Source organism: Nonomuraea sp. NPDC049269, from assembly GCF_043197155.1.
Lineage (GTDB): Bacteria > Actinomycetota > Actinomycetes > Streptosporangiales > Streptosporangiaceae > Nonomuraea.
The window spans coordinates 1,466,619-1,492,239 of sequence record NZ_JBICSO010000001.1 but is presented as its reverse complement, the minus strand read 5'-3'; the positions used below and the strand labels follow the sequence as shown (position 1 = coordinate 1,492,239).

Genomic DNA, 25,621 nt, shown 5'->3' with positions numbered 1-25,621 from the left:
CTGAGTGCAACCGGGGAGAGGATGGCATGCCAGGAGACCGGTTGACCGCCGAGGACCGTCGCCGCATCGCCGAAGGGCTGGCGGCCGGCTTGGCGTACGCGGAGATCGCCCGTCGGCTGGGACGGTCCAGGTCCACCGTCACCCGCGAGATCGCCAGGAACGGCGGCCCGCACGGCTACCGGGCGGCCCGCGCGCAGCATGCGACGAGCTGGCGCGCCCGCCGCCGCAAGCGCGCCCCCCAGGCCGACGTTCCGCACACCACCGACAACCCTGACGTCCCTACAGCCCGGGAGTTCGAAGAACGGTTCGTCGCCATGATGATCGAGGGCGGGATGGCACCCATGACCGCCAGGGTGTTCGCCGCGCTGTTCCTCAGCGAGGGCGGCAGCCTGACCGCCACGGAACTCGTCCAGCAACTCCACGTCAGTCCGGCGACGATCTCCAATGCCGTCAAGTGGCTCGGGCAGAGAGGGATGGTCGCCCGGGAGCGTGAGGCGCGCCGGGTACGGTACTTCGTCGATGTCGACGTCTGGTACCGCACCTGGGCAGCCAGTGCCAGGTCGATAGCGATATGGGCCGACACCACCCGGCACGGCGCCGGGATCTTCGGCACCGACACACCCACCGGCGACCGGCTCCGTACCACCAGCCAGTTCTTCGAACTCCTCGCCCACGACATGGGCCAGGCGGCCCAGCATTGGCGGCAGGCTCTCTCCATGGAACGCCAGCGGTGAACTCAGGTCAGTGCGGCGGCGGTCCGTTGCCGTAGCAGGGCTTCGTGGCCGGGGTCGGTGCACAGCGTGACGGTCAGCCCGTTCTGGGCGGCGTCGGCGAGGACGGCCAGCAGGGTCGTGAGCTGGTCGGGGGGCTCGGCGTTGAGCAGTTCCTCGGCGTGCGCCACGATCAGGGTGGTGGCGCCGGTGTCGCGCAAGGAGTCGGTGAGCGCGTCCCAGTTGCGGCCGAAGTGGTCGGGGAGGTGCAGGGCCCGTGCCACCTCTTCGAAGAAGGCGGCACGGGTCCGGCAGGACCGCCCATCCACCAGCGCCGGCGCTGGGTCGGTGGACACCGTCAGCCAGTGCGGCAGCGGATGCGCGGCGGAGGTCATTGCGGTCCTAGAGCCGGTAGAAGTCGGTGTAGTGGTTGGGCGAGAACCACGTCACCCCGGTGCTGCGGTTGACGACGATCCGGTACGCGTCACGTGCGGCACCCCGCGCCCGGGAGTACACGTCGTACTCATAGTAGGTCGCGCCGCTGGGCAACTGCCCTTCACGGTTGTAGAAGCGCCCGCCGGTGTAGTTGTACCTGCCGTCCGGCCAGGAGTACCAACCGGCGGAGGTGGGGTAGCCCTTGGACGCCCAGATCGCGTTGGTCGAGCGGGCGTCGGAGCATCGGGAGATGGTGCAGGAGTTGTAGACCGTGGCGTTGGCGGGGGTGATGCCGACCAGGCCGACAAGGGAGGTGATGGCGGCGAGGACGACGGTGAGTCGTACCGGCCAGGAAGGGCGGGGGCGCGGCTGAGTGTGCACGAAGCCTCCTAAGGGGGTGACAGACATCGTCATGGTCGCCGTCATCTCTGGTCAAATCAAGGCAATGCACGCCAAGGGGATGGTGAACGCTTCGCGACCTTCGAGGGTGGGAAACCGGCAAACTCGAGCTTGACCTGGAGCCCACTCCAGATGGCAGCGTCTTCCCCGGAGCCATTTCCGCCGAGTCAGGGAGAGCACGAGATGAAAGATTCGTTCCGGATCTTGGGGCGTAGCGGCCTGCGGGTGAGTGCGATCGGGTTCGGGGCATGGGCGATCGGGGGCCCCTTCATGGCCCGTGGCAAGCCGGCCGGATGGGGGCAGGTCGACGACGAGGAGTCGGTGGCGGCCGTGCATCGGGCGCTCGACCTGGGGGTCACCTTCTTCGACACGGCCGACGTGTACGGCACCGGACACAGCGAGCGGGTGCTCGGGAGAGCACTGTCCGGACGGTGGGACGAGGTCGTGATCGCGACCAAGTTCGGCAACACCTTCGACGCGGCGACGCGGACCCTCACCGGCCAGGACATCTCGCCCGGGTACATCCGGCAGGCCTGCCGGGCGTCGCTGGAGCGGCTGGGCACCGATCACATCGACCTCTACCAGCTGCACATCGGGGACGCACCGCCGGAGCGGGTGGACGAGATGATCGCCACGCTGGAGGAGCTCGTCGATGAGGGCCTGATCCGGTCCTACGGCTGGAGCACCGACGACCCCGAACGGGCGGCCGCGTTCGCGAAGGGGCCGCACTGCGCCGCCGTGCAGCATGAGATCAACGTCCTGCACGACGCCCCGGCGATGCTGGCGGTGTGCGACACCCACGAGCTCGCCTCCGTCAACCGGGGGCCGCTGGCGATGGGGCTGCTCACCGGCAAGTACGGCCCGGACTCGCGGCTGCCGATGGACGACGTACGCGGCGATTCTCCGGCGTGGATGACCTTCTTCAAGGACGGCCGGCCCGCCCCGGAGTTCCTCGCCAAGCTGGACGCGATCCGCGACATCCTGACCTCCGACGGCCGTACCCTCGCCCAAGGCGCCCTCGGCTGGCTGCTGGCCCGCAGCGGGCGCACGGTGCCGATCCCCGGCATCAGGACGGTCGGCCAGGCCGAGCAGAACGCCGGCGCGCTGCGGCACGGGCCCCTGGCCCAGGCGCAGATGGAGCAGATCGATGAGCTGCTGCGGCCACACGCCGGCTGAGACGTTTCCGGTACGGGGAGCGAGCTGACGGCCTGCCAGGCCGTCAGCTCGCGGAGGCGGTAAGGCTTAGTTGATGCGGCCGTGCAGGAGTTCGACCAGCGTCGCGTGCGTCCGCTCCAGGGGCCGGTCCGGATACAGCGCGCGACGCTCGATGGCGACCGTCAGGACCATGCCGAACACAGCCGTCGCCGCCGTCTCCACGTCCAGGTCCGCCCGGATCTCGCCGTTCGCGGCGGCCCTGCGCAGCACGCTCGCGTAAACGCCGAGCGCGCTCTGGCGCAGCAGCGCCACTGCCTCCTGCCACACCGTCCGCCACATCTCGGCCAGCAGCACCCGGGCGAAGGCCCCGTGCTCCTCGAAGAACCTGAGCTGGCCGAGCACCACCGAGTCGAGCGCGTCCAGCGCGCTCTCCCCGGTGTCGGCGTCGGACAGCGCCTCGGCAAGCATGTTGATCGAGTGCTCCAGCAGCGCCTCGAACAACCCCTCCTTGCTGCCGAAGTTGTAGAACACGGTGCCCTTGGCCACCCCGGCCCGCTCGGCGATGGCGTCGACCGTGGTGGCCGCGTACCCATGCTCGGCGATCAGCTCCACAGCCGCCCTGAACACCTTCTGCCGGGTGTCCTGCCGGTTCCCGCGCCTGGCGGTGCGCTCGTTTCGTTGGGTCACAGCGCCAGCTCCGGGTGCAGGCGCTGGACGGACCAGATGCGGCCGCGCTCCACGGCGAGCGTGGTGAGCGCGAGCCCAAGGACGAGGAAAGCCGACAGCACGCCGCAAGCCTGCCACACCACGGTGGGATCGCCACCGCTGATCAGCCTGCGCAGCGCCGACACCACCCAGCTCATCGGAAGCCAGGGCGAGATCGTCTGGAAGAATCCGGGCGACGTCTCGATGGGATACGTCCCGGCCGCCGAGGTGAGCTGCAGCATCAGCAGCGCCAGCGCCACGACCCGCCCGGGCGGGCCGAGCAGCGCGTTCACCGCCTGCACGACCGCCATGAACGCGGCGGTCGCGAGCAGCAGCAGCGCGGTGAGCCCGGCCCAGTGCGCGGCCTCCAGCCCGAGCCCGAACCGCAGGACCGCCACCAGCACGCCCACCTGCGCCGCCCCGAGCACCGCCCCCGGCAGCCAGCCCGCCAGCGCGATCCGCACCGCGCCCGTCGTGCCCGCCAGCCGCCGCTGGTTCAGCGGCTTCAGCACCATGAACGCGATCATCGCACCGACCCAGAGCGCCAGCGGCAGGAAGAACGGCGCGAAGCCGGTGCCGTAGTTGGGCACCTCGTTGTCGACGGTCTTGGCCAGCCGGACCGGATCGCTCATCACGTCCGCGCGGTCGTCGCGCTGTTTGTCGTCGTAGTCGGGTATCCGGGTGGCGCCGTCGCCGAGCCCGCTTGACAGCTCCTTCGATCCCTCGGCGAGCTTGGTCGCGCCCTTGTCCGCCTGGCCCGCGCCGTCGTGGAGCCGGTCCACACCGGTGCTCAGCGCGCTCGCGCCGTCGCTCAGCCTGACCAGCCCGCCGCCCAGGCGTCCGATGCCGTTCGTGACCTGGCGGGAACCGTCGGCCAGCTGGGTCGCGCCCTGATAGAGCCGGTCCGCGCCGGTCGCGGCCGTGCCCAGACTCGAGTTCACCTTCGCAGCACCGTCGGCCAGCTTGCCCAGGCCGGTGTCCAGGGCATTGAGCTGGTTTCTGGCCTGGTCCAGCCTGGAGCCGAGTCGGGGCGCCGCAGCCGCGATCTTGCGAGCCTGCTTCGCCAGCTCCCGCGCCTGGTTTCGCAGGTCCGCGACGCCGTCGGTCCCGGTTCCCGCACCGCTGCCGACACCGCCGCTGTCGCCGGTCCGGGCGGCGTCCTGGGCTTGGCCCGCCTGAGTGGCGGCCCGGCGGGCGGCGGCTGCCGCGTTCCGCAGCAGGCCGCGCACCTCGGGGTCGGCGTCCGAGCCAAGGCGGTCGAGCGCGGCCTGAGCCTGCGAGCTCGCCTCCCTGGCGCTGTCGGCCGCGCTTCCCGCCTGGGCGTTCGCCTCGCGAACGCTGTCGGCCGCCGCGCTCGCCTGCGTCGCGCCGGTCGCCGACCCGCTGTCGGCGACCTTGTCGGCGGCGGCCGCGACCGCCTCGGCGGCCTGGGAGATCTTGGGGCCCCATTCGTCCAGCACGGGGACGTACGTGTCGGCGAGCTGGTTGACCGTGCGAGTCTGAGCGTGAACCTGCTGGTATGCCTGCCTCGCTCCGGAACTGAGGGGAGAAGTTCCTTCCGTATGGAGTTTGTGCAGGCCGTCGCGCAGTTGCCCGATCCCCTGCTGCGCCTGCGTGAGGCCCTGCGTGACCTGGGCCGAGCCGTCACTCAGCCGGCCCGTGGCGGAGTTGGCGGTGTTCAGGCCGGCGGAGAGCTGCCGGGCGCCGCTCTCGGCCGTGCCCAGGCCGCTGCTGAGTTGCGAGACGCCGTCACCGAGTCGCACGACGCCGTCGTGCAGCTTGTCCGCGCCCTCGGCGGCCTCCGCGGTCTTGTCGTGGATGTCGCCGATCGAGACGAAGACGTTGTCGAAGTAGTCGTGGATCGCCGTACGCTCGGCCGCCGCCCGGACCTCGTTGAACACCGCGTCCGAGATGCTGCCCATGATGTAGCTGCGGCCCGTGTCCACGCGCAGGCCGAGCCGCGCAGGGCTCGGTACGGCGTCGTCGTCGCCGGGTGAGGCCAGCTTGGCGCTGAAGTCGGGGGGCACGGTCAGCGACAGGTAGAACGTGCCGTCCGCGACCCCGTCGGCCGCCTGCTTCGCGGTGGTCTCGTGCCAGCCGAGCACGTCGCGCTTCAGCAACTCGCCGGCCAGGTCGCGGCCCGCGTGCAGGGTCTTGCCGGCGGCTTGGGCAGGTTGGTCCTCGACGACCAAGGCGACCGGTACGCGGTCCAGATTGCCCTGCGGGTCCCAGAATGACCACAGATACAGGCCTGCGTACAGGAGCGGCAGCACCACCACCGCCACCAGCGCCACCCTCGTCAGCCGCGACCGCAACATGCCCTTCATGACAGCTCCACCAACTGGTCGAAGCGGGCGGGAGGCGTCACGCATGAGGCCACCACCGTGCGGTCCAGGTCTCGCAGCAGGTTCCACAGCATCTGCTGCCGCTCGACCGGCAGACCCGCGTCCACGTTGTCGGCGACGATCACCTCGGGCTCGTCCAGCAGCGCCAGCGCGAGACCCAGCCGCACATGCTGCTCGCGATCCAGCTCCCGCACCAGTGTTCGCTCCTGGCCCGCCAGCCCGACCCGGCCAAGACTCTCCTGGTACGGCCGGCGCCGTCGCTCCCGCAGATGCTCCCCGACCGTCAGCGACCGGTCCAGATCCGTCACCCCGTCGATCAGCGCCAACGCCACGGCTTTGCGGATGGCCCGGCCCCTGGCGTGTCCGGCGACCTTCAGGGCGCCTTTCGTGGGCTTCATCCGCCCGGCCAGCGTCAACAGCAGGCTCGTCCGCCCACTTCCCGCCGATCCCGCGACCACCGTGAGCGTGCCCGCCCTGGCCTTCAACGAGACCTCCGGGTACACCCCCTCGATCGCCAGCCCTTCCGCAATGATCACCGTAACCACCCCTCTTTAAACTGACCAGTCAGTACAAAGATAGGGCAGCGCGCATGACCGCACTCAAGGAGACGCGGTGGCATTCGTCACCTTTTGCGACTACAAGAGCCGAGCACGGCACTGGCGAGCCGGCCCCACGCCCATCCACCAAGTGAGATCAACAAGGACAGCGAGATGGCGAAGAACACCCAGGCCGTGATCGCTGTGTCGGCGAGGTACGCCAGTGTGATCCAGTTCGCGACCCTGCGATTCCTGGCACTCATGGCGGCCAGCTCGCGAGAGGATCCATGGACGCGCCTGATGCAAATCCGGCGACCAGCGGGCCGGTTGCCGAGACATCACCCCAGCGAGCAAAGCCGAGATCGTCACAGAACCCAGAGAAGCCCCGTCCATCTCCGTGAGGAGGCGGACGAGGCACATCCATGCGAGCGGCGGTCGGTACCAAAACCCCGCCACGTGGGATCGCTGTCGACGACGCGCCCATCAGGCCTGGTTGGCCGCGGCGCGACGCAAACACGGGGACGCGGCCGGCACCCGGGCGCTGATCGAGGTGCTGCATCGGCACGTGGTGGCCGGGATCGCCGCCGCACCGCAGACGGGCGCTCTGACCGCTGACGGCGTCGCAGTGGAGGCTCGCAAGATCGCCCAGGTCGACGACCTGCCCGCGTCGGATCCGCCGCCGGCCCGGCCGCAACGACTGGCCTGGCTGGATGAACCGGCGGTGGTGTCGCTGACCATCCGGCGGCTGGCCCAGTTGCCGCCCGACACCCGGCCGCCGCCGTCGGTGGCCGTTTATGACCAGCTACTGCGCCGCCACCCGGGCGGCCGGCCCGCATCCGAGGGAGAGCCGCCCATGACCACCTTTCACCGCCGCGCCCTGACCGAGGAAGCGGCCGAAGCCTCGATCTACCAGTCCTGCCAGCGGTTGCGGCTGCCGACCATCCGTTCCCAGTTCGTCGAGCTGGCCGCCGCCCCCCGCGATCAGTTGAGCTATATGGGCTTCCTGGCCGAGCCCAGTTCGGCTCGCGCCGTCGGCGGTTCGACGGCAGGTCGCCGCGTCGCGAGTTCAGGAACGTACTTGTAGATCGTGGCGCGGCTGACGCCGAGCAGCCGGGCGGTGGAGGAGACGGTGTTCTCCGGCGGGGTGAGCAGGTCGCGGGCGTGCCGAATCTGCTCGGCAGTCATCGTCGGCGGTCCTCCCAGGCGCTGGCCACGGGCGCGGGCGCGGGCGGCGGCCAGGCCCTCGTGCGTGCCCTCCACGATGACGACCGCCGGCTCCACCACCGCGCCGCCGCCCTCAACCTCCGCCGCCTGATCAACCTCGGACTCACTCACACCAGCGGCACCTGGACTCTCGCCCCGATCACTCCATAACAGAAGGGTGAGCCAGCTCATGCCGACTCACCCATCAAGATCTTCAGGCCATTCCTAGTCGCGCCGCTGGGAAGTTGCGCGGCCTTCGCACCGGCGCCGGCTTCGGACGCGGCCTGAGTTGTGGCGTAGTTCGATCAGGCGGTCACGGACTGGTCATGGAGCCCGTGATCGCGACGCTGCCGCTGGCCGGGTGGGTTGGCTGAGTGGACAGGTCCCCGCTGCCGACGTTGAGGTCCTCGGAGAACACCGAGGTGTACGGGGTGGTCGTGCTGAGGTCCACGCCTGCCGACGGCTGACCCACCGGCTTGAGGACGGAGTTCGCCGTCAGTCCGTTGGCCTTGTAGATGAGCTCCTGGCGCACGATCAGCGTCCGAGGGCCGGAGGCTGGGCCGAGGACCCGGTACTTGACCTTGACGTCGAACCGGGTGCCCGGGACGGTCACAGTGTGGTCGTTGGACGAGCCGACCCCGAAGTGGTCGGTAACGGTGCTGGTAGTGCAGGTACCGACCTGGCCGATCGCCGGGTCGTCGACACACACATTCGCGGTGGATACCAAGGTCACGGTGCTGGCCGCGTCGGCGGCAGTGGCGGACAGGACGGCGGCGCCGGCGAGCGCCAGGCCGGCAGCGAGACCGAAGCCGGAGCGGGCAGCACGGCGTCGGGTCGTTGACGTTGTAGACATCGTGTTCTCTCCATCAGGGTTGGGATTTGCCTTCCACTATTGAGATTCGGGGTTCGGCGGCGCCCGAACATTAGGGAGCAGCCCCAACACCGACCCCAAGGTTTTCTTCGCGTACCCGTATCGGGGGTGCGTCGGCGGGTGGCCAATATTCAGCGATTGACCCATCACCCGAGCGCCTCGCGATGCGACAGTGCATGAGCCAGCCGTGCTCCGCTTCCTCAGGAAGGGCCAACGATGTCCCAATCGGCATTCACCACGATCTTCGACACCGCCACGGTCTGGGCCGTGGCACGCGACTTCAACGGCCTCGCGACCTGGTGGCCGGGCACGGTCAGCGAGAGCCACATCGAGGACGGCAAGGCAGTCCAGTGCTCGATGAGTTCATCCATGCCAAGCGGCGGACGTTCCATCCCCATAGATCCGCGCCGGGCCCTTAGGCATTACAGAAGGTCAGGCAAGGGATCTTCGAGGTTTGGCGGCCTATGACACGTCGGTTAACGGCACCCCAACGCGCTCTCGCCAAAGCCCCTTACGGAGATCCTCATCAGGCTTGATCTCGGTGAGGACGACGCCATCGCCGAGCCCTCGATGCGGTTGCTGGAGCCGGTGATCGACCCCTGCAAACCCTGTCCGAGCAGGACCGGCGAACCCTCGCCGAGCTGATCAACCAGTTCGCGCAGGAAGCAGACCCCGGCCGGCATCTGACGGCGTGGGAAACGCCCGAAACCCTGGAACTCCCGGCCTGGCTGCTGCTACTCATCAGCAAAATCACCGGTCTCCTTGACGATGCGCACCGCGCCCGCCCGGAACTCCGGATCAAACCTGCTCCTGGTCACTCCCATGACCCAACCTCACCTTAGGTTCGGTCCCCACGGTATGAGGGGAAGCGCAACGAGGACGTCCCCGATACCGATGAGGACGTCTACGACACCGACGAGGACAAGCCATGCTGATCGCCAATCGGTGCACAAACGACCAGCAGCGCATGCGGCGAAGGGCCTCGGCCCCAGGCGCTGGCGGATGGCTCCACGTGGCCCGCCGTTCTCTGTGCCGTCGGCATTTCACCGTGGAGGCGACGTGGGGCGCCCGGCATCCCGGCCGCCCCACCGGGAACGTCAGAGCCCGAGCATCCGAATGTTGATCACGTTCGCTCCTTCCGTCGCTGATCTTGCTTGGTGGGATTCAGCGCCGGACCTGCCAAGACGTCCGCAGCGAGCTAAACTGGCAACGGCGAATTGCAAGTTGGCTGCTGCAGGACGAACAAGTCCGGCGCTAACGACTTGTACGATCCCCGGTACGTGCCGTGCCGGGGATCTTGTCGTTCCAGCCCATGAGACTACTCCTTTACAGGCGCGTCTTGAGATATACGGCGTTGGCGGCGACAAGGTAGAGGAACTGCTCACTCTCGCGCGCCAGTCCCGCCAGCGGGGATGGTGGCACACCTGCGGAGACGTCGTTCCGGAGTGGTTCCAAGTCTTGATCGGCTTGGAGGCCGAGGCGGAAAGTCGGCGATCTTACGACGTGGAGCTAATTCCCGGCCTACTTCAGACTGCCGATTACTACCGCGCATACCTCGCGACCCAGCCAACCAGTTTCGGCAATGATGAGATTGACCGAAAAATCGCGTTCCGGATGGCCCGACAGGAGCGGATGCTCCAAGACGACGCCCGCAAGCTCTCCTTCGTCCTCAACGAGGCAAGTCTGCGGCGGGTCGCTGCCGCCAACATGGGTCCGCAGGCCCAATTCAAGCGTCTGGCTGAGGTACCACAGCTTCCCCACGTGACCTTGCAAGTTCTCCCGTTCAGCGCCGCCATGCATGCTGGAATGGGTGGCGGCTTCGTCCTCCTGAGCTTCACATCCCCTGATCCTGACGTGGTCTACATCGAGAACGAGGTCAGTGGTCTCTACCTTGAAGAACGGGTCGATGTAGACAGGTATAACCTGGTCTATGACCATTTGATGGCAAAGGCTCTCAATCCGGGACAGAGCCGGAGCTTCATCGCGAAGCTAGGTAAGGAAGCCTGATGAGCGACACCCCCAGCATCGACAATGACGGCGCAGTCCTCGTCTGGCGCAAGTCGAGGTTCAGCAACGCCAGCGGCGATTGCGTAGAGGTCGCCACTTTGCCGGGAGGTGGAGCTGCTGTGCGTGACAGCAAGGACCCTCAAGGACTGCACCTTCGGTTCAGCGCGTCCGAGTGGGTCGCGTTCGTCGATGGAGCCAAGGCGGGTGAATTCGACTTGCCATCCGCCTGAGCAAAGGCGTCAGTCGAAGAAGAACGCCCAGTCTCCTGTGTGACGATCGGGCGTTTTTTATGTCCATGCAGGGGGCGGCGCAGAGAATCGCACTTGATGACACCGAGCACAACCCGGATTCACCGCTGGCTATCTCTTCAGCGGGGCCGAGAACTACAGCTTCCGCGTCATCCCGGCCAACGGCTCGCTTGAAGCGGCACCTTCGGCGCCCATGAGGGTCCGCTACATCGCTCCGGCACCACTGACGGTGAAGGCGCTTCAGCAAGAAGCGCGGAAGGCATCGGAGCCGCGCAACCGGCTTCCCGAACCAGCGCTCGGCATGCTTCGTCCCGACGCCGAGAACTGTTACTGCACCGCATCACCCTGATGACAAGCATGTGCCGGCCAAGGGAGTCGCGTGAGAAAAATCATCTGGTCAGCGGCACTCGCGGTGTTGATCGCCGCCCTCACCGCCTGCCAGCCGCGCCCAAGCCGGTGGGTGGACATCGAGAACCGCACAGGTGAGACCGTGTCGGTGAAATGGCTCGGCGACACGATCTACAGTCGGCAGCTTCCCCCTGGTGGATGGGACCGGATTCCGGTCGTGTCCGGAGGATGCCTACGTAACGGAGCCGAAGACGTGATCGTGGCCGAGACGGTCAGTGGACGGCGTTTCACCTTCGGCCCGCCCGCCTGCAAAGGCGGAAAGTGGACTCTGCCAGCCAGTTGATCCGAGGCTGGACGCAGGGGGCACGTTGGAGACCATGGCCGTGGTGAACGCGTCGGCCATCCCTCAAGGTGGCTGGAACACGTCGGCGGCGTGACTGGCCCGAAGGGTGAGAAGCTCGCGTCCGCTGTCGACGCGGTCCGCGGCCGCGTTCTGGCGGTCGCTACCGGCTTGGCCGCGTTGGTCGCGGTTTACTACACCGCCCACAACGCCGACACTGCCCGGCGAACCTTCCACCCTGGCGAACGCGGCCACGACACCGTCACTCGGTGCGGAGTTCGTCCGGGTCGAGGGTGCGGCGGAGGAGGGGGCGGGCGGCCCTGGCCACCAGGACGGCCGCCAGTACGCCGATCAGTGCCATGAGAGTCGCGCGCGCTACCGTCCAGCCGAGTGCTCCGAGGTTTCCCAGGAAAACGTCCGAGACCAGGGCGACCACAACGCCCGCTCCGGCGAGGGCGGCGACCAAGCACACCGGGATCGCCGTGGTGAGCGCCTGGCGGATGAGGACGCGGCCCAGGGCGGGCACGGGCGTGCCCGAGGCGGCCAGCGCCGCGAACGACCGTCGATGATCGAGCGACGCCTCCGCCTGATGCACGACGAGGGCGGCGGCCGAGGTGGCCAGCGAGACCAGCAGAGCGACCTCTATCAGCAGGTAAGCCGTCAGGTTGTCGGGACTGACGTCACCTCGGGTGAAGGCGGGTGCCTGCTGGGCACCCACGGCCGCGCCGAAGAACACGGTCAGCCCCACCACTGACAGCGCGCGGGCCCAGCCACGAGGGTCGGCCTCCACGAGCCGGGCCGCGAGCAGGGTCTCGGCCGCGCGAGCGCGCTGCCCCACCCAGCGTGCGGCCGCCCTGATCAGCCAGGTGGTGGCGAGAACCAGCCCGAACAGCAGGAGCACCGAACCGATGGTCATGGCCAGCGCCGCGCCGTACGGCCCGCCCAGCGGGAAGCGGCCCTTGCCGGTCAGTCCGGCGACGAGCGCCCCTACGCCCGCCGCGACCAGTACCAGGTCGAGCACCCTCGGCCCGGTGGGGCGCTCGCGCCGGAGCACGCCCAGGGGAGAGGACACCACGTGCCGTCCCGCCATCGCCCCGGAGAGCGCGCCGCTGAGCGTCACCGCGGCGAGGATCCCCGGCAGCAGAACGGGAAAGGTCAGTGGCAGCGGCCACGACAGCGCCAGGTCGATCACCAGGAACACCGCGATGCCGATCAGCCCGCCCAGCAACGCCTGCCACCCGCCCTCGTACGCCCCGAGCAGACGTACATGGCGCGGCGTGGCGCCGGCCAGCCGGAGGGCGGCCAGCCGCCGTTCCCTGGTGGCAGCGGCCAGGCGGCTCACCTGATAGAGGAAGGCCACCGCCGGCAGGACCAGCAGGGCCAGCGCCAGCGAGGTGACGGCGCGCCGGTCCCCGGCGAAGAAGGGGCCGAGGCGGGCGACCTGCGCCTGGAGCAGGTTCACCGCCACGCAGAGCAGGAAGGTCGCGAGCGCCGCCCCCGCGGCCATGAGACGCCCCCGAACCCGCTCGCGCCGCGACCCGCCCCTGGCGAGCATGCGCATCACCGCGATCACGCGGCCACCTCCGTCATGAGCACGCGCATCGCGGCGATCGCGCCGCCCACCTCCGCCGAGAACGCGCGCAGAACGGCGTTCACGCGGCCACCTCCGACGCGAGCACGCCGTCGCGCAGCACGATCTCCCGGTCGGCGTACGCCGCCACCCGGTTGTCATGCGTGACGATCACCAAGGTGATGCCGTCGGCGCGGGCCGCACCGGTGAGCACGTCCATCACCCGCTCACCCGCCAGCGAGTCCAGTGCCCCCGTCGGCTCGTCGGCGAAGACCACCCGCGGACCGGTGACCAGCGCACGGGCCACGGCGACACGCTGTAACTGGCCGCCGGACAGTCCGCCGGGCCGCTGGTCGCCGCACTCGGCCACGTCCAGGCGTTCCAGCCAGGAGCGAGCGGTGCGCAGCGACTCCTGGCGGCCGTGCCGGTCGAACAGCAGCGGCAGGGCCACGTTCTCCGCCGCGGTCAGCTCAGGGACGAGCTGCCCGAACTGGAAGACGACGCCGAAGCTCCGCCTGCGCAGGTCCGTGCGCTCGGCCTCGCCGAGCGTGTCGATCCGGTTGCCGTCGAAGCGGACCTCGCCCGACTCCGGGCGGATGATCCCGGCCAGGCAGTGCAGCAGGGTGGACTTGCCCGAGCCGCTCGGCCCGGTGATCGCGACGATCTCGCCCGCGCCGATCTCCAGGGACACACCGTCCAAGGCGACGGTGCGGGCGAAGGTCTTGCGCAGTGCGCGTGCCTCAAGCAAGAGGTTCCTCCTTCAGGTCGGCCAGCCGTCGCATGGCCGTCTCGATCCAGCGCAGGTCGGCATCGAGGTGCTGGAGCGCGTAGTCGGCGGCCAGCGCCTGGGCGGGGGAGCCCGCCGAGCGTTCCGCCGTGAGCTCGCGCATCCGCGCCAGATGCGCGGCCCGCTGCCGGGACAGGTAGCCGTCGGCGGCGCCGTTGGCCACGGCCGCGACCACCACGCGGGACAGCAGGACGCTGGACAGGTGGGGCGCGGGCGGCTCCACTCCGTCCAGCCACCGGGTGAGCTCGGCGAGCCCCTCCTCGGTGATGGCGTACACCGTGCGTTCCGGGCCGCCCTCCTGCACCGTCTCCGCGACCTCGGCGAATCCGTCGCGCTGCAGGCGCTGCAACGTCGCGTACACCTGGCCGTACGCCAGCGGCTTGGCGCCGGGCAGGCGCTGGTCGTGCTCGCGTTTGAGCTCATATCCGTGCTTGGGCCGCTCCACGAGCAGCCCGAGCATCACATGTCCAGTCGACATGATCGCGACTATACATGCGATTCATACATCGAGTGAATAGTGAAGCGCTTTGGTGGCTTGTGCGTGTGATTTAACGCAACTGTCTGTGAGTTTTAACCTAAGTCTTGTTAAGAGCTGGGCTGGTTGCTAAAAAGTGAGAGCTTTCGACCCCCCAGCTCTGAGGAAGCCCATGCACCGTCCCTCACGCCGATCCTTCCTCGGGATCGGCGGTTCAGCGCTCGCTCTCGCCTTCACCACGAACCTGGCCGACCCGTGGACGGCCCAGGCCACCGCCAGGGTCGACTACCCCTTCCAGCTCGGCGTCGCGTCCGGAGATCCGCTGCCCGACCGGGTGATCCTCTGGACGCGACTGGCCGTCAAGCCGATGGAGCCGCTCGGCGGCATGCCGTACGGCAGGATCAAGGTCGACTGGGAGATCGCGGAGGACGAGGCGTTCACGCGCCGCGTCGGCCACGGCTCCGCGTGGGCCACCCCCGAGTACGGGCACTCGGTCCACGTGGACGCCACTGGGCTGCGGCCCGGCCGCGAGTACTTCTACCGGTTCCGTACGGGCGGCCAGATCAGCCCGGTCGGCCGGACCAAGACCGCCCCGGCGTTCAGGAGCAGGCCCGACGCCCTGAAGCTGGCCTTCGCCTCCTGCGCGCTGTGGCAGGACGGCTACTACAGCGCCTACCGCCACCTCGCGGAGGAGGAGCCCGATGTGGTCTTCCACCTCGGCGACTACATCTACGAGTACGGCATCGTGCCCACCGGCGGCCTGCGCAACACCCCCGTGCCGGAGCAGTACCGGGTGCAGTGCGACACCCTCGACCGTTTCCGCATCCAGTACGGCCTCTACAAGAGCGACCCGGATCTTCAGGCGGCGCACCAGCGCGCGCCGTGGATCGTCACCTGGGACGACCACGAGGTGCTCGACAACTGGGCGGGGAAGTACGGCCCCGGCGGCGAGGTGACCGAGCAGGACTACCTGGTGATCCGGGCCAACGCCTTCCGGGCCTACTGGGAGAACCTGCCCATCCGGGTGCCCGCCGTGCAGGGCCCCGACGCCCGGATCTACCGCAGGTTCACCTTCGGCGACCTGGCCGAGTTCAACGTGCTCGACACCCGGCAGTACCGCGACGACCAGGTCTGCGGTGACGGGCAGCAGGTCGACTGCGCCGACCGGCTCGACCCGGCCAGGCAGATGCTCGGCGCCGAGCAGGAGAAGTGGCTGCTCGACGGCCTGGGCGAGTCCCGCGCCAAGTGGAACGTGCTGGCCCAGCAGATCGCCATGATGCAGCTCGACTACGACGCCGGACCGGCCCAGAAGCTCAGCATGGACCTCTGGGACGGCTACAAGGCCGCCAAGGACCGCGTGCTGAACGGCATGATCGACCGCGAGGTGAGCAACCCCGTGGTGCTCACCGGCGACATCCACTACAACCTGGCCGGCGAGCTCAAGGCGAACTTCGACGACCCGGCCTCGCGCACGGTCGGCGTGGAGTTCGTCGGCACCTCGGTCAGCAGCGGCGGCAACGGCAGCGCCACCACCGGACTGCCGGCCGGGGGCAGCGACCCGACCAACCCGCACCTCAGGTTCTCCAGCTACCAGCGCGGTTACGTCTCCTGCGAGGTCACCCGGAGTCAGTGGCGGGCCGACTTCAAGGTCGTCCCGTACGTCGACAAGCCAGGCGCGCCCGTCTCCACCCGGGCCAGCCTCGTGACCCTCGACGGCACCCCCGGCCTGCAGGCACTCTGAACCCCGGAAGGAATGATCATGCGTCACCTCACCGCCGCGCTGGCCGTCGCCGCCGCCGTCACGGTCCTGACCGGGCCGGGCGCGCACGCCGTCGCCTCGAAGCAGGACCCCTCGCCCGCCGCCCAGCCACCCGAACAGGAACCCGCCTCCGTCACCTCGATCAAGGTCAGACCGGGTAAGTCCAAAGGCACCGGCCGGCTGACCCCCATCGCGGGCGCCGACAAGCTCATCGCCCCGCTCGGCGTGGACCCCGCCTGCCCGGCCAAGATCGAGATCGGCATGCGCAGCGACGCCAAGAAGGCCGGGTACGCCGACCTGTCCGTGGAGATCGACCAGCCGCTCAGCGCCTCCCGCTCGATGCTGTCCAGCTACCTGCCGCCCGGCTATGAGCTCGGCGCGAAACTGCTGGTCGCCGTCCCGCCCAACACCCCAGAAGGCTCGTACGGCCTGCGCCTGAAGGCCGGAGACCGCACGCTGGCCGTGCCCGTCGAGGTGGTGACCCCGGACAAACTCGACAACGGCGGCAACCTCGCGCTCCGGCGGCAGGTCACCGCCTCCTCCCAGCACGTCAACGCCAACTACCCGCCCTGCAGCATCGCCGACGGCGACAACGGCTCCAACGGCTGGGCCGGCGGCAACGGCTGGAACGACGCCACCGCCAGGGCCTGGCCGGACACCGCGGCCATCGCGCTGGGCGGTGCCAAGCAGGTCTCCCGCGTGGACCTCTACACGCTGAACACCGAACGCTACCCGGCCTCGACCTTCGGCTTGCGCGACTGGGACGTCCAGGTCCAGTCGGGCGGCCAGTGGCAGACGGTCGCCCAGGTGCGTGGCAACACCGCCGGCAGCGCCCGCTCGGACTTCACGCCCGTCACGGCGGACGCCGTCCGCATCGTCGCGCTGGCCTCGAACGGCGCCAACGACTACACCCGCATCGTCGAGGTCGAAGTGCGCTGACACCCGTTGGGAGAGCCCTCGCGAGCGGACTCTCCCGACGGTCACCGCCGGGTGAGGACCTCCGATTCCCAAAGGTCGCGGTAGTAGCCCGGCTCGGTCACCAGCTCGTCGTGGTGGCCGCGCTGCACCACCCGGCCCTCCTCCAGCACCACGATCTCGTCCACCTGCTCCAGGCCCTTGAGCCGGTGGGTGACCAGCAAGGTGGTGCGGCCGTGCGTCACGTCGAGCAGGTCGGCCATGAGCGCGTCGGCGGCCTCCTCGTCCAGCGCCTCGGCCGGCTCGTCGAGCAGCAGCACGGGCGGGTCGTACAGCAGCGCCCTGGCCAGGGCCAGCCGCTGCAGCTGCCCGCCGGACACGGTCCTGCCGTCCTCGCCCAGCTCGGCATCCCACCCGGCCCGCTCGACCCACTCCTCAAGCCTGGCTTCCCGTACGGCCTGCCGCAGCTCCTCGTCGTCGGCCTCGGGGCCGGCCAGCCGCAGGTTGGCGCTCAGGGTGGTCTGGAAGATGTAGGGGTCCTGGGTGAGCCCCGTCATCATGGCCCGTACGTCGTCCGAGGCCAGCCGCCGCACGTCGACACCGTTGAGGCGGATGGTTCCGGACTCGGGCTCGACCAGGCGCATCAGCGCGGCCAGCAGCGTGCTCTTCCCGGCCCCGCTCGGCCCCACCAGGGCCACCCGCTTGCCGGGGGTCAGGCTCAGCGAAACCCCGTCGACGGCCGCCCGCTCCCGCCCGCCGACCGGCTCCGTGGCCGCTTCGACCGGCTCCGAGGCGCGGGACGCGTGCTCCGCGGCGGCCGACCCCAGGACGCGGGGCGCGTGCCGTACCACCAGGTCGTTGATCTCGACTGTCAGCGGCGACGCCGGGGCAGGTGACGCGGTGGCCGGCTCGGTGACGGCGGGTGGGGCGGAGCCGACGTCGCGCAGGCGCCTGAGCGCGGCCATGATGCCCGCCAGGCGTTCGCCCGCCGCCGCCAGCGGCAGCACCGGCTCGAAGGCGACCAGTGCGGTCAGGGCGAGGACCGCCGTGGCCACGCGGTCGGTCCCCGCGCTCTGGGCGAGCAGCACGATCGCCGCCACCGTCAGGCCCTGGACCAGCGTGCCGCCCGCCAGGGCGAGAGCGTGGACGCGGGCTTGGCGGCGTTCCAGGGCGGCCAGGGTCTCGTCGGCGGCACGGGCGCGGGCCAGGGCGCGGTCGCCGGCGCCGTACGCGGCCAGATCGGCGGAGCCGTGCACCAGGTCGGCCACCCGTTCGGCGAGGGCGGCTCTGGCGGGCGCGATCCTGGCCGACCAGCGACGCGCGGCGGCGGCCGTACCGGCGGGCAGCGCCACGCCCGCCACGACCAGCCCCGCCACCAGGACCAGCGCCGCGACGGGCAGCAGGGTGAGGCCGATGACGACGGCGGCCAGGCCCGCGAGGGCGGCGGCCGTCGCGGGCAGGAGGCAGCGCACCAGGAGGTCCTGTACGGCCTCCGTGTCGTCCACCATCCGGCTGAGCAGGTCGGCGCCGCCGTGCCTGGGCCGCTGCGGCGGGATGAGCGCCTGGTAGAGGCGTTCGCGGGTGCCGGCCTGGGCGCGTAGGGCGACATCGTGGCCGGTGAGCCGCTCGGCATAGCGGAACACGCCCTTGCCGGTAGCGAACGCCCTGGTGGCCACGATGGCGACGCTCAACGCGGCCAGCGGCGGCTGCTCGGCGGCCCGCGTGATCAGCCACGCCGCAGCGGCGATCAGGCCGAGCCCGGCCAGATCGGCCGCCGCTCCGGCCAGCACGGCCCAGGTGAGCCGGAGTCCCATTCGCCGGTTCATCTCTCTCCCCTGACAGCCGTACGAACAGAGTGGTCGGCGAGCACCCGGCCCTCGTGGATGCGGACGACCCGGTCGGCCAGGTCGATCATGGCGGGCCGGTGCGCCACGATGATCGCGGTACGGTCCCGGGCCAGGTCCGCGGTGGCCGCCACCACGGCCGCCTCGCTGCGGCCGTCGAGCCGGGCCGTGGGCTCGTCCAGCAGCAGGACCGAGGTGTCCGGGCGGCAGAAGGCCCGGGCCAGGGCCACGCGCTGCCGCTGGCCGGCCGACAGGTTCGCGCCTCGTTCGCCCACCTCTGTGTCATAGCCGTCGGGCAGGGACTGGATGAAGTCGGCCGCGTGGGCGGCCGTGGCGGCCTGGCGTACCCGCTCCAGGGAGGCGGACGGGGCGCCGAGGCGAATGTTGTCGGCGACCGAGGTGGTGAACAGGTGCGGGCGCTGCGGGACGAAGGCCAGTCTGTCGCGCCAGGCGGTCAGGTCCAGGGCCCGCAGGTCGGTGCCGTCGACGAGGACTCTGCCTTCGGTCGGCTGGATGAAGCCCAGGATGAGGTGCAGGAGCGTGCTCTTGCCGCCGCCGCTCTCGCCGACCAGGGCCACGCGTTCGCCGGGCTCGATGGTGAGCGAGACGTGTTCGAGCGCGGGGTCGTCGCGGCCGGGGTAGCGGACGGTGACGTCCTCCAGGCGGATCAACGGCGCCCCGGAACCCGGCGGCGACGCGGACGCGCCAACGGCGGCCAGGTCGGGCGCGAGGGCGGAAGGGGCCGAAGACGCGGGGCCGGCGGAAGGGTCCGAGTGGGCGGGGTCCAGGACGGCGAAGGCCGCGTCCGCCGCCGCCACCCCCTCCATGGAGGCGTGGAACCGGGTGCCCATGGCCCGCAACGGCAGGTACGCCTCCGGAGCCAGCAGCAGCACCAGCAGCGCCGTCGTCAGGTCCAGCGACCCGCCCAGCAGCCGCAGCCCGATCGGCACCGCCACCAGGGCCAGCGACAGCGACGCGCACAGCTCCAGCACCAGCGACGACAGGAACGCCACCCGCAGCGTGCGCATGGTGGCGGCGCGGTGCGCGTCGGCCACCTGCTGGATGACCGTCGCCTGGTAGCGGGCCCGGCCGAAGGCACGCAGCGTGGGCAGGCCGCGTACGACGTCGAGGAAGTGCCCGCCGAGCCGCGACAGCGCGCGGAACTGCTGCTCCGTGACGGCCTTGGTGGTCATCCCCACGAGGGCGCCGAACAGCGGGATCAGCGGCAGCGTGACCAGCACGATGACCGCGCTCGCCAGATCGGCGGCGAACAGCCGGACGAGCACCGCCACCGGCACCACCCCGGCGACGGCGATCGCGGGCAGGTAGCCGGTCAGGTAGGCGTCGAGCCCGTCGAGGCCGCGTCCCGTGAGCGTGACCAGCTCACCCGAGCGGTGGCCGGCCAGCCGGGCCGGGCCCAGTTCCTGCAGCCTGGCCAGCAGGCGGTGCCGGAGGGCGGACTTGACGCCCGTCGCGGTACGGCCGGCGAAGATGCCCTGCGTCCAGGCGAGCAGCGCGCGTACGCCCACCACGGCGGCCAGGCCCGCCAGCGCCACGACCGTGAACCGGCCCGACAGGACCCCGGCCAGCAGCTCCGCCTGCACGAGCACGAGCAGCCCGGCCGCCATCGCTGCCGCGAAGGTGACGGCCAGGTGGCGGCGTACCGACTGCTCGGCCCGCATGAGCCGCAGGAGATCTTTGTGCACGAGCCCTCAAAAGAACGACGGGATCCGGACGGCGTTCTTACCAGGACGGAAAGTGCGCCACACCCATACTTGCGCGGCGACCACGATCGGCGCGAACGGCAGCGCCATGACACTGAGCACATTCAGCGTCCCGGCCGGCGCGGTGTGCTCCAGCAGGTACGGCATGCTGCCCAGGAGCACCCCGGCAGCGGGGAGCGCGGCCACCGCCCCCGACAGGGCCAGCGAGCGGCCCGAGCGGGTGGCGCCGGCCAGGCCGGGGGAGCGCCAGGCCAGGAACGTCCAGCCGTGGAAGGCGAACAGCAACGTCACCACCACGCCCAGCATCAACCCCACCGGGTTCAGCAGGGACGAGCCGAACCCGGTGGCGGCCGCGTACAGGGCCACGCCCCAGCCGAACGAGAGCCCCAGCGAGCCGAGGGTGATCATCGCATCCCAGAAGCCCCGCCAGGCCGTGCCCTCGGCCCTGCGGCGGAACCACAGCCCGGTGTCCCGCAGGATCCAGGACAGCAGCATGGCCACCACCACCGGATACAGCCCGAACAGCACCTCGCCCTCGAGTGAGGGATAGACACCGAACAGCACTCCGGCGACCGCCACCAGCCACACTTCGTTGGCCAGCACGAACGGGGCCATGGCCGCCACCATGCGGTCCCGGCCGGAGACCGACCTGCCCAGCACCGGCAGCAGGAGCCCGACCCCCAGGTCGAAGCCCTCCAGCGCGAAGTATCCGGCCAGCAGCAGGGCGAAGCAGGCGAACCAGATCAGTTCCATCTCACTCCTAGTAGGTCAGCGCGGGTTCGCGGACGGCGCCGAGGTCGAGGTCACGTGGCCCGCGCCGGACCACCCTGGCGATGAGGACGTAGTCGACGAGCGCCAGCAGCCCCAGCACGGCCGCGAAGGCGACCAGCGACCCCGTGATCATCGGCGGGGTGAGGCCGGGCGTCATGGCGTCGGCGACGGTGAGTTTCTCCCAGACCATCCACGGCTGCCGCCCCAGCTCCCTGGCCAGCCAGCCCATGATGGCCAGCACGAACGGCAGCGGCGTCATCAGCATGAGCAGCGGATGCGTCCACCGCCAGCGTGGCAGGAAGCGGATCAGCGGCAGCATCAGGAACAGCACGACGAGCGCGAGCAGCTGCCCGATCTCGATCATGAACCCGAGCGGCACCGCCCCCGAGTCGCCCTTGAACTTGCCGTCCTGGATGCCGGCGAACTGCGCGTAGCCGAAGCCGATGGTCAGGAAGATGCCGATCGAGGCCATGGTCACGCCCGTACGCAGCGACTTGGTGAAGAACTCCACCTCGGACGTACGGCGGCGCAGCTGGTAGGCGCTCGCCCCGACCAGCACCATGGCCCCGGTGAACAGCCCGGCCCCGATCACGTGCGGGAAGGAGAAGACCAGCGTCTTGTTCGTGAACAGCGCGCCGACGTCGACCAGCTCCAGGTGGTCGCCGCTGACGAGGGCTCCGGCCGGGTTCTGCAGGAAGGAGTTGGCCGCCATGATGAAGAAGGCGCTGGCGTACGCGGTGAGCGTCACGAGCCAGATGCACGCCAGGTGCGCCCCTTTGGGCAGCCGCCCCCAGCCGAAGATCCACAGGCCGAGGAACGTCGACTCCAGGAAGAACGCCACCAGCGTCTCCATGGCCAGCGGAGCACCGAAGACGTCGCCCGCGTAATGGGACAGCCCACTCCACGAGAGCCCGAACTGGAACTCCATCACCAGCCCGGTGACCACGCCCAGCGCGTAGTTGATGACATAGATCTGGCCCCAGAACCTGGTCAGCCGCTCGTGCAGCGGTTTGCCCGCCAGCACCCAGCGCGTGTGCATGATCGCCACCAGCGGCGCCAGCCCGAGCGTCAGCACGACGAACAGGAAGTGCAGGCTTCCTGTCACCGCGAACTGCAACCGGGCCAGTTCCAGCGCTTCCATGCGCCGACCCCCTTCATTGTGTCTGTCTACCTATAGACAGTCTACATATAGACGGCCTACCTGTAGACTGGCTACTCAATGAAGCGTTATCTAGGATCGGAGCCATGAACCCCGACGCGCTGCGCGGCCATATGGACGCTCTGCTGCTCTCCGTGCTGGAGCGCGAGCCGTTGCACGGCTACGCCATCATCGAGGCCCTGCAAGAACGCAGCGGGGGCGCGCTCAACGTGCCGACCGGCACCGTCTACCCGGCGCTGCGCAGGCTGGAGCGGATCGGCTACCTGGCCAGCGAGTGGGCCACGGTCGGCGGGCGCAGGCGGCGCACCTACCGTCTGACCGATTCGGGGCGGAAGCAGTTGGAAGGGGAGCGGTCGGCCTGGGCCGAGTTCGCGAGTGTGATCGGTGGCGTGCTGCAGCCGGGGGTCAGGCAGTCCGGCTGACGCGCAGGCAGCGGGTCGCGCCGTAGAGCTGCAGGCCCCAGAAGGCCGCCGTCACGAGGTTCGCGAGGACGGCGGGCAGGAAGGTCTGGGCGCTCTCCTGCATGTCGGCCCCGTAGGAGAGCAGCAGGCCCAGCCCCACGGTCACCGGCAGCATCAGCCAGACGATGATTCCCAGCCACTTGGTCACCAGTTGCGGCCTGCGGATCCACCGGGTGCCCCGGCCCAGCGCGAACAGCGACAGCCCGCCGTACAGGCCCGTGGACAGTTGCAGGATGTCGAGCCCCCGCGAGGCGGTGTCGTACCAGTCTGGCCTGGCGACCCAGGCGGCCAGGGCGGTGGTGGGGTAGAAGCGCCAGACCACCGCCCACATCAGCACGATGATCGGCAGGCTGATGAGCATCAGCAGGCCCAGCCGCCGGCCGGCCGCGGCGGTCAGCTCCCGCTGGTAGCTCGGCACGATCTCGCTGATCGCGCCGAACTCCCGCACCGCCAGCCGCTCGGCCTCGGCCCGGGCCAGACCCTCGGCCTCCAGCGCGTCGGCGGTGTCGGTCAGGCTGTCGTGCGCCTCGACGACCAGGTCGCGCTTGTGGCCCGGCGGCCCGCACAGGGCTTCGCCCAGTTCGGCCACGTAGTCGTCGATCTGCATGCCCCTTATCTTACGGAGGGAGATCCTCCTGTGTAATCAGGGATCCCCCCGATGCCTTGATATGTAGGGAAATTCCTACGTATAGTGGCCGACATGCACATATCCGCCGACCATGTGTTCACCGCGCTGGCCAGCCCGGCCAGGCGAGAGCTGCTGCGCCTGCTGCTCGACGAGGGCACGCAGCCGGCCGGGCGGCTGGCCGAACGCTTCGACATGAGCCGCCCCAGCGTCTCGGAGCATCTCAAGGTGCTCAAGGACGCCGGCCTGGTGGCCGAGACCCGGCGGGGCCGGGAACGGCTCTACCGGCTGGAGGCCGCGCCGCTCATGGAGATCCGTGACTGGCTCACGCCGTACGAACGCTTCTGGAGAGAGCGGCTCACCAACCTGAACTCCCTGCTGGACGAGATGGAAGACGACGATGCCTGAACCCACGACGCACGATCGGCGCGCGATCCGGATGGACCAGTTCCTCGCGCATCCGCCCGCGAAGGTGTGGCGGGCCCTGACCGAGCCGGAGCTGGTGGCCCGCTGGCTCATGCCCAACGACTTCAAGCCGGAGGTCGGGCACCGGTTCACCTTCACCACCAAACCCGTGAAGCAGACCGACTTCGAGGGCGTCGTCTACTGCCAGGTGCTGGAGCTGGAGCCGGAGAAGAGACTGAAGATCAGCTGGACCGACGGAAAGAACGCCGACTGGACCGTCACCTGGCGCCTGGAGCCCGAGGGAAAGGGCACCAGGCTCTTCCTCGACCACGAAGGCTTCGACCCGGACGACGCGATGCAGCAGCTGGCCCGCAAGATCATGGACGCCGGCTGGCGCTCCTCCCATTTCGCGGCGATCGCCGAGGTCCTCGACACGCTCTAGGGGTGTACGGCGAGCTAGTGGTGTACGGCGGGCGGTGGGTCGGCGGCGCGCTCCGCGTGCGAGGTCGACGTCCAGAAGACGGCGCCGACGGTGAGCGCCATCAGCAGGGCGAGCCAGGCCGCCGCCCGGCCCATCCGCATGCCGTACCCCCACAAAAGCCACGAAAGCGACAACAGCCACCGGCGACCCGCCTGGCGGCGCATCTCCATCGCCGCGAACGCGAAGTCGGCCGAGGTGTCGACGTCGTCGACCTGGGCGCGTAGCCCGGTGTAGAGGGCGGCCAGCCGGTCGGGCGCCGTCAGCCGATCGGGCCCGGCGGGCGGATCGAGCGCCGTCGGACGGTCGTGCGCGGCCGGATGACGAGCAGGGCTGTCGCCGGGGGTGGTCCAGCCGCGCATCGTGTGCTCGTCGGCCAGCGCGCTGCGCCGGGAGAACCAGCGCAGCATCGGCCAGCGCAGGCTCACCCGCACCCCTCGCGGAGTCAGCGCGAACGTGCAGTTCTTGACCCGGACCGCGGCCGGGCGGGCCAGCCCGGCGAACCGGCACCCCGACAGGTCGAGGCCGAACAGCGCCAGGTCGGCCGCGTCGACGTGGCGCAGCGAGGTCAGCGTGGACCAGCCGCGCCCGGTCACCATCGCGGGCCCGCGCAGCACCGCGCCCTCCAGGTCGGCCTGGGAGTCGGTGAGCCGGATCGTCGCCCCGCCGGTGACCTCGATCCGCCGCAGGTCCACCCGGCCGGACGCGACGGCCACGTCGAAGGCGCCGTCGGCGCGCGCCCGCGAGGCGGACAGCCGGCCGGTGGCCGAGAGATAGGCGTCGGCCGCGAAGTGCGCCGTGTCGAACCTGGCGTGGCCGGTGACCTTGCGGAAGGACAGCGTCCGGCCGAACCTGGCGCTGCGGAAACTCGCGCCGTCGCCCAGCATGGCCCCGTCGAACGTGGCGTAGCCGTCGAACCTGGCCCGCTCGCACGACAGCCCGTGACCGAACACGGCCTGGCTGAACAGCGCGTCCCGCGACATCACCGCCCGGTCCAGTGACAGGTGGCCGCGTACTCGGACGCCGTGGAACGACAACTCGCGGGCGAATCCGGCCCCGGCCAGCGACACGTTGCCCTCGAAGCGGGCGCCGAAGAACGATGCCAGCCGCTCGAACCTGGCGCCGTCCAGCGACACGTCACCGGTGAACGTCACGCCGGACAGCCGCACGTCACCGGTGAACGTGACCCGGTCCAGCCGGGCCCGGCCGGGTCTGCCGCCCGTCGCCTCGATGATCCTGGCGAGCAGTGGGCCGTTGATCGGCGTGCCGCGCAGGTCCAGCAGGCGTCCGGGGGTAATTTCGTCGAGTGTCACGGCGACTTCGTCTGGTTGCAGGTGTGCCAGGCA

28 protein-coding genes and 1 pseudogene are annotated in these 25,621 nt (G+C 70.0%); 12 read left to right on the top strand and 17 right to left on the bottom strand.

The window, feature by feature from the left end; all coding sequences use genetic code 11:
- Positions 1-26 precede the first annotated feature (26 nt).
- A pseudogene (locus ACGFNP_RS06840) lies at positions 27-161 on the top strand (helix-turn-helix domain-containing protein); the annotation flags it as partial.
- A 153-nt stretch (positions 162-314) separates the two neighbouring features.
- Complete coding sequence (locus ACGFNP_RS06835) at positions 315-734, top strand: MarR family transcriptional regulator (protein WP_393316612.1); 420 nt, start codon at positions 315-317, stop codon at positions 732-734.
- A 2-nt stretch (positions 735-736) separates the two neighbouring features.
- Here the strand turns inward: ACGFNP_RS06835 and ACGFNP_RS06830 are convergent, their stop codons facing one another.
- Positions 737-1,105: a barstar family protein gene (locus ACGFNP_RS06830; protein ID WP_358326508.1), complete on the bottom strand. Its 369-nt coding sequence runs from the start codon at positions 1,103-1,105 to the stop codon at positions 737-739.
- A gap of 7 nt (positions 1,106-1,112) precedes the next feature.
- Positions 1,113-1,526 carry a ribonuclease domain-containing protein gene (locus ACGFNP_RS06825; protein WP_393315666.1) on the bottom strand — a complete coding sequence of 138 codons (414 nt, stop codon included), beginning with the start codon at positions 1,524-1,526 and terminating at the stop codon, positions 1,113-1,115.
- A gap of 201 nt (positions 1,527-1,727) precedes the next feature.
- Here ACGFNP_RS06825 and ACGFNP_RS06820 point away from each other — a divergent pair, with 201 nt between their 5' ends.
- Positions 1,728-2,720, top strand: coding sequence for an aldo/keto reductase (locus tag ACGFNP_RS06820; RefSeq protein ID WP_393315663.1), 993 nt, complete (start codon positions 1,728-1,730; stop codon positions 2,718-2,720).
- Between the two features lie 66 nt (positions 2,721-2,786).
- On the opposite strand, the gene ACGFNP_RS06815 is transcribed toward ACGFNP_RS06820, so the two are convergent.
- Genes ACGFNP_RS06815 through ACGFNP_RS06805 form a run of 3 tightly spaced genes read right to left on the bottom strand, consistent with a single transcriptional unit; the run spans position 2,787 to position 6,285 of the window.
- On the bottom strand, positions 2,787-3,386 hold the full coding sequence (locus ACGFNP_RS06815) for a TetR/AcrR family transcriptional regulator (protein ID WP_393315660.1): 600 nt from the start codon (positions 3,384-3,386) through the stop codon (positions 2,787-2,789).
- Positions 3,383-5,731, bottom strand: coding sequence for a YhgE/Pip domain-containing protein (locus tag ACGFNP_RS06810; RefSeq protein ID WP_358326512.1), 2,349 nt, complete (start codon positions 5,729-5,731; stop codon positions 3,383-3,385). The genes ACGFNP_RS06815 and ACGFNP_RS06810 overlap by 4 nt, the downstream gene beginning before the upstream one ends.
- Entirely contained in the window at positions 5,728-6,285 is a 558-nt protein-coding gene (locus ACGFNP_RS06805) for an ATP-binding cassette domain-containing protein (RefSeq protein WP_358326513.1), read from the bottom strand. The genes ACGFNP_RS06810 and ACGFNP_RS06805 overlap by 4 nt, the downstream gene beginning before the upstream one ends.
- Before the next feature lie 493 nt (positions 6,286-6,778).
- On the opposite strand from ACGFNP_RS06805, the gene ACGFNP_RS06800 reads away from it, so the two are divergent.
- Positions 6,779-7,369, top strand: coding sequence for a hypothetical protein (locus tag ACGFNP_RS06800; protein ID WP_393315656.1), 591 nt, complete (start codon positions 6,779-6,781; stop codon positions 7,367-7,369).
- On the opposite strand, the gene ACGFNP_RS06795 is transcribed toward ACGFNP_RS06800, so the two are convergent.
- The 3 genes from ACGFNP_RS06795 to ACGFNP_RS06785 form a co-directional block, all read right to left on the bottom strand.
- Complete coding sequence (locus tag ACGFNP_RS06795) at positions 7,276-7,620, bottom strand: helix-turn-helix domain-containing protein (protein ID WP_393315653.1); 345 nt, start codon at positions 7,618-7,620, stop codon at positions 7,276-7,278. The two genes, ACGFNP_RS06800 and ACGFNP_RS06795, sit on opposite strands and share 94 nt — an antisense overlap.
- 181 nt (positions 7,621-7,801) lie before the next feature.
- Complete coding sequence (locus tag ACGFNP_RS06790; RefSeq protein ID WP_393315650.1) at positions 7,802-8,341, bottom strand: hypothetical protein; 540 nt, start codon at positions 8,339-8,341, stop codon at positions 7,802-7,804.
- Between the two features lie 218 nt (positions 8,342-8,559).
- Entirely contained in the window at positions 8,560-8,730 is a 171-nt protein-coding gene (locus tag ACGFNP_RS06785; protein WP_358326519.1) for a hypothetical protein, read from the bottom strand.
- Between the two features lie 1,087 nt (positions 8,731-9,817).
- On the opposite strand from ACGFNP_RS06785, the gene ACGFNP_RS06780 reads away from it, so the two are divergent.
- From ACGFNP_RS06780 to ACGFNP_RS06770, 3 genes are all read left to right on the top strand, one after another.
- Positions 9,818-10,366 (top strand): DUF5753 domain-containing protein, encoded by a 549-nt coding sequence (locus ACGFNP_RS06780; protein ID WP_393315646.1) that lies wholly within the window; start codon positions 9,818-9,820, stop codon positions 10,364-10,366.
- The gene (locus ACGFNP_RS06775) at positions 10,366-10,596 is read left to right on the top strand and encodes a DUF397 domain-containing protein (RefSeq protein WP_219534215.1); all 231 of its coding nucleotides are present in this window, start codon (positions 10,366-10,368) and stop codon (positions 10,594-10,596) included. Before ACGFNP_RS06780 ends, ACGFNP_RS06775 begins: the two co-directional genes overlap by 1 nt.
- A 397-nt stretch (positions 10,597-10,993) precedes the next feature.
- The gene (locus ACGFNP_RS06770; protein WP_358326523.1) at positions 10,994-11,305 is read left to right on the top strand and encodes a hypothetical protein; all 312 of its coding nucleotides are present in this window, start codon (positions 10,994-10,996) and stop codon (positions 11,303-11,305) included.
- 259 nt (positions 11,306-11,564) lie between these two features.
- Here the strand turns inward: ACGFNP_RS06770 and ACGFNP_RS06765 are convergent, their stop codons facing one another.
- From ACGFNP_RS06765 to ACGFNP_RS06755, 3 genes are all read right to left on the bottom strand, one after another.
- Positions 11,565-12,875 carry an FtsX-like permease family protein gene (locus ACGFNP_RS06765; RefSeq protein WP_393315642.1) on the bottom strand — a complete coding sequence of 437 codons (1,311 nt, stop codon included), beginning with the start codon at positions 12,873-12,875 and terminating at the stop codon, positions 11,565-11,567.
- Between the two features lie 79 nt (positions 12,876-12,954).
- A complete protein-coding gene (locus ACGFNP_RS06760; RefSeq protein WP_393315639.1) occupies positions 12,955-13,620 on the bottom strand; it encodes an ABC transporter ATP-binding protein in 666 nt (221 codons plus the stop codon).
- Positions 13,613-14,137: a PadR family transcriptional regulator gene (locus tag ACGFNP_RS06755; protein ID WP_358326532.1), complete on the bottom strand. Its 525-nt coding sequence runs from the start codon at positions 14,135-14,137 to the stop codon at positions 13,613-13,615. Before ACGFNP_RS06755 ends, ACGFNP_RS06760 begins: the two co-directional genes overlap by 8 nt.
- A gap of 169 nt (positions 14,138-14,306) precedes the next feature.
- Between ACGFNP_RS06755 and ACGFNP_RS06750 the strand changes: the two genes are divergently transcribed.
- Together ACGFNP_RS06750 and ACGFNP_RS06745 are read left to right on the top strand one after the other, a co-directional pair.
- Positions 14,307-15,875: an alkaline phosphatase D family protein gene (locus tag ACGFNP_RS06750; protein ID WP_393315636.1), complete on the top strand. Its 1,569-nt coding sequence runs from the start codon at positions 14,307-14,309 to the stop codon at positions 15,873-15,875.
- Between the two features lie 18 nt (positions 15,876-15,893).
- The gene (locus tag ACGFNP_RS06745) at positions 15,894-16,832 is read left to right on the top strand and encodes a discoidin domain-containing protein (RefSeq protein WP_393315633.1); all 939 of its coding nucleotides are present in this window, start codon (positions 15,894-15,896) and stop codon (positions 16,830-16,832) included.
- A 41-nt stretch (positions 16,833-16,873) separates the two neighbouring features.
- Here the strand turns inward: ACGFNP_RS06745 and cydC are convergent, their stop codons facing one another.
- From cydC to ACGFNP_RS06725, 4 genes are read right to left on the bottom strand one after another with little or no spacing between them, the layout of a single operon-like run.
- The gene (gene cydC / locus ACGFNP_RS06740; protein ID WP_393315630.1) at positions 16,874-18,634 is read right to left on the bottom strand and encodes a thiol reductant ABC exporter subunit CydC; all 1,761 of its coding nucleotides are present in this window, start codon (positions 18,632-18,634) and stop codon (positions 16,874-16,876) included.
- Positions 18,631-20,358, bottom strand: a complete 1,728-nt coding sequence (cydD, locus tag ACGFNP_RS06735; RefSeq protein ID WP_358326543.1) for a thiol reductant ABC exporter subunit CydD — start codon at positions 20,356-20,358, stop codon at positions 18,631-18,633. The genes cydC and cydD overlap by 4 nt, the downstream gene beginning before the upstream one ends.
- A gap of 6 nt (positions 20,359-20,364) precedes the next feature.
- On the bottom strand, positions 20,365-21,129 hold the full coding sequence (locus ACGFNP_RS06730) for a cytochrome d ubiquinol oxidase subunit II (protein WP_358326546.1): 765 nt from the start codon (positions 21,127-21,129) through the stop codon (positions 20,365-20,367).
- A 7-nt stretch (positions 21,130-21,136) separates the two neighbouring features.
- Positions 21,137-22,288 carry a cytochrome ubiquinol oxidase subunit I gene (locus tag ACGFNP_RS06725; RefSeq protein ID WP_358326549.1) on the bottom strand — a complete coding sequence of 384 codons (1,152 nt, stop codon included), beginning with the start codon at positions 22,286-22,288 and terminating at the stop codon, positions 21,137-21,139.
- Between the two features lie 104 nt (positions 22,289-22,392).
- Here ACGFNP_RS06725 and ACGFNP_RS06720 point away from each other — a divergent pair, with 104 nt between their 5' ends.
- Positions 22,393-22,728 carry a PadR family transcriptional regulator gene (locus tag ACGFNP_RS06720; protein ID WP_219534206.1) on the top strand — a complete coding sequence of 112 codons (336 nt, stop codon included), beginning with the start codon at positions 22,393-22,395 and terminating at the stop codon, positions 22,726-22,728.
- Here the strand turns inward: ACGFNP_RS06720 and ACGFNP_RS06715 are convergent.
- A complete protein-coding gene (locus ACGFNP_RS06715; RefSeq protein WP_393315625.1) occupies positions 22,712-23,374 on the bottom strand; it encodes a permease prefix domain 1-containing protein in 663 nt (220 codons plus the stop codon). The two genes, ACGFNP_RS06720 and ACGFNP_RS06715, sit on opposite strands and share 17 nt — an antisense overlap.
- Before the next feature lie 93 nt (positions 23,375-23,467).
- On the opposite strand from ACGFNP_RS06715, the gene ACGFNP_RS06710 reads away from it, so the two are divergent.
- Both ACGFNP_RS06710 and ACGFNP_RS06705 read left to right on the top strand, forming a co-directional pair.
- On the top strand, positions 23,468-23,800 hold the full coding sequence (locus tag ACGFNP_RS06710) for a metalloregulator ArsR/SmtB family transcription factor (RefSeq protein ID WP_358326555.1): 333 nt from the start codon (positions 23,468-23,470) through the stop codon (positions 23,798-23,800).
- Positions 23,793-24,239 (top strand): SRPBCC domain-containing protein, encoded by a 447-nt coding sequence (locus tag ACGFNP_RS06705; RefSeq protein ID WP_393315622.1) that lies wholly within the window; start codon positions 23,793-23,795, stop codon positions 24,237-24,239. The genes ACGFNP_RS06710 and ACGFNP_RS06705 overlap by 8 nt, the downstream gene beginning before the upstream one ends.
- A gap of 14 nt (positions 24,240-24,253) precedes the next feature.
- Here the strand turns inward: ACGFNP_RS06705 and ACGFNP_RS06700 are convergent, their stop codons facing one another.
- Positions 24,254-25,588, bottom strand: a complete 1,335-nt coding sequence (locus ACGFNP_RS06700) for a pentapeptide repeat-containing protein (protein WP_393315619.1) — start codon at positions 25,586-25,588, stop codon at positions 24,254-24,256.
- Positions 25,589-25,621 lie beyond the last annotated feature (33 nt).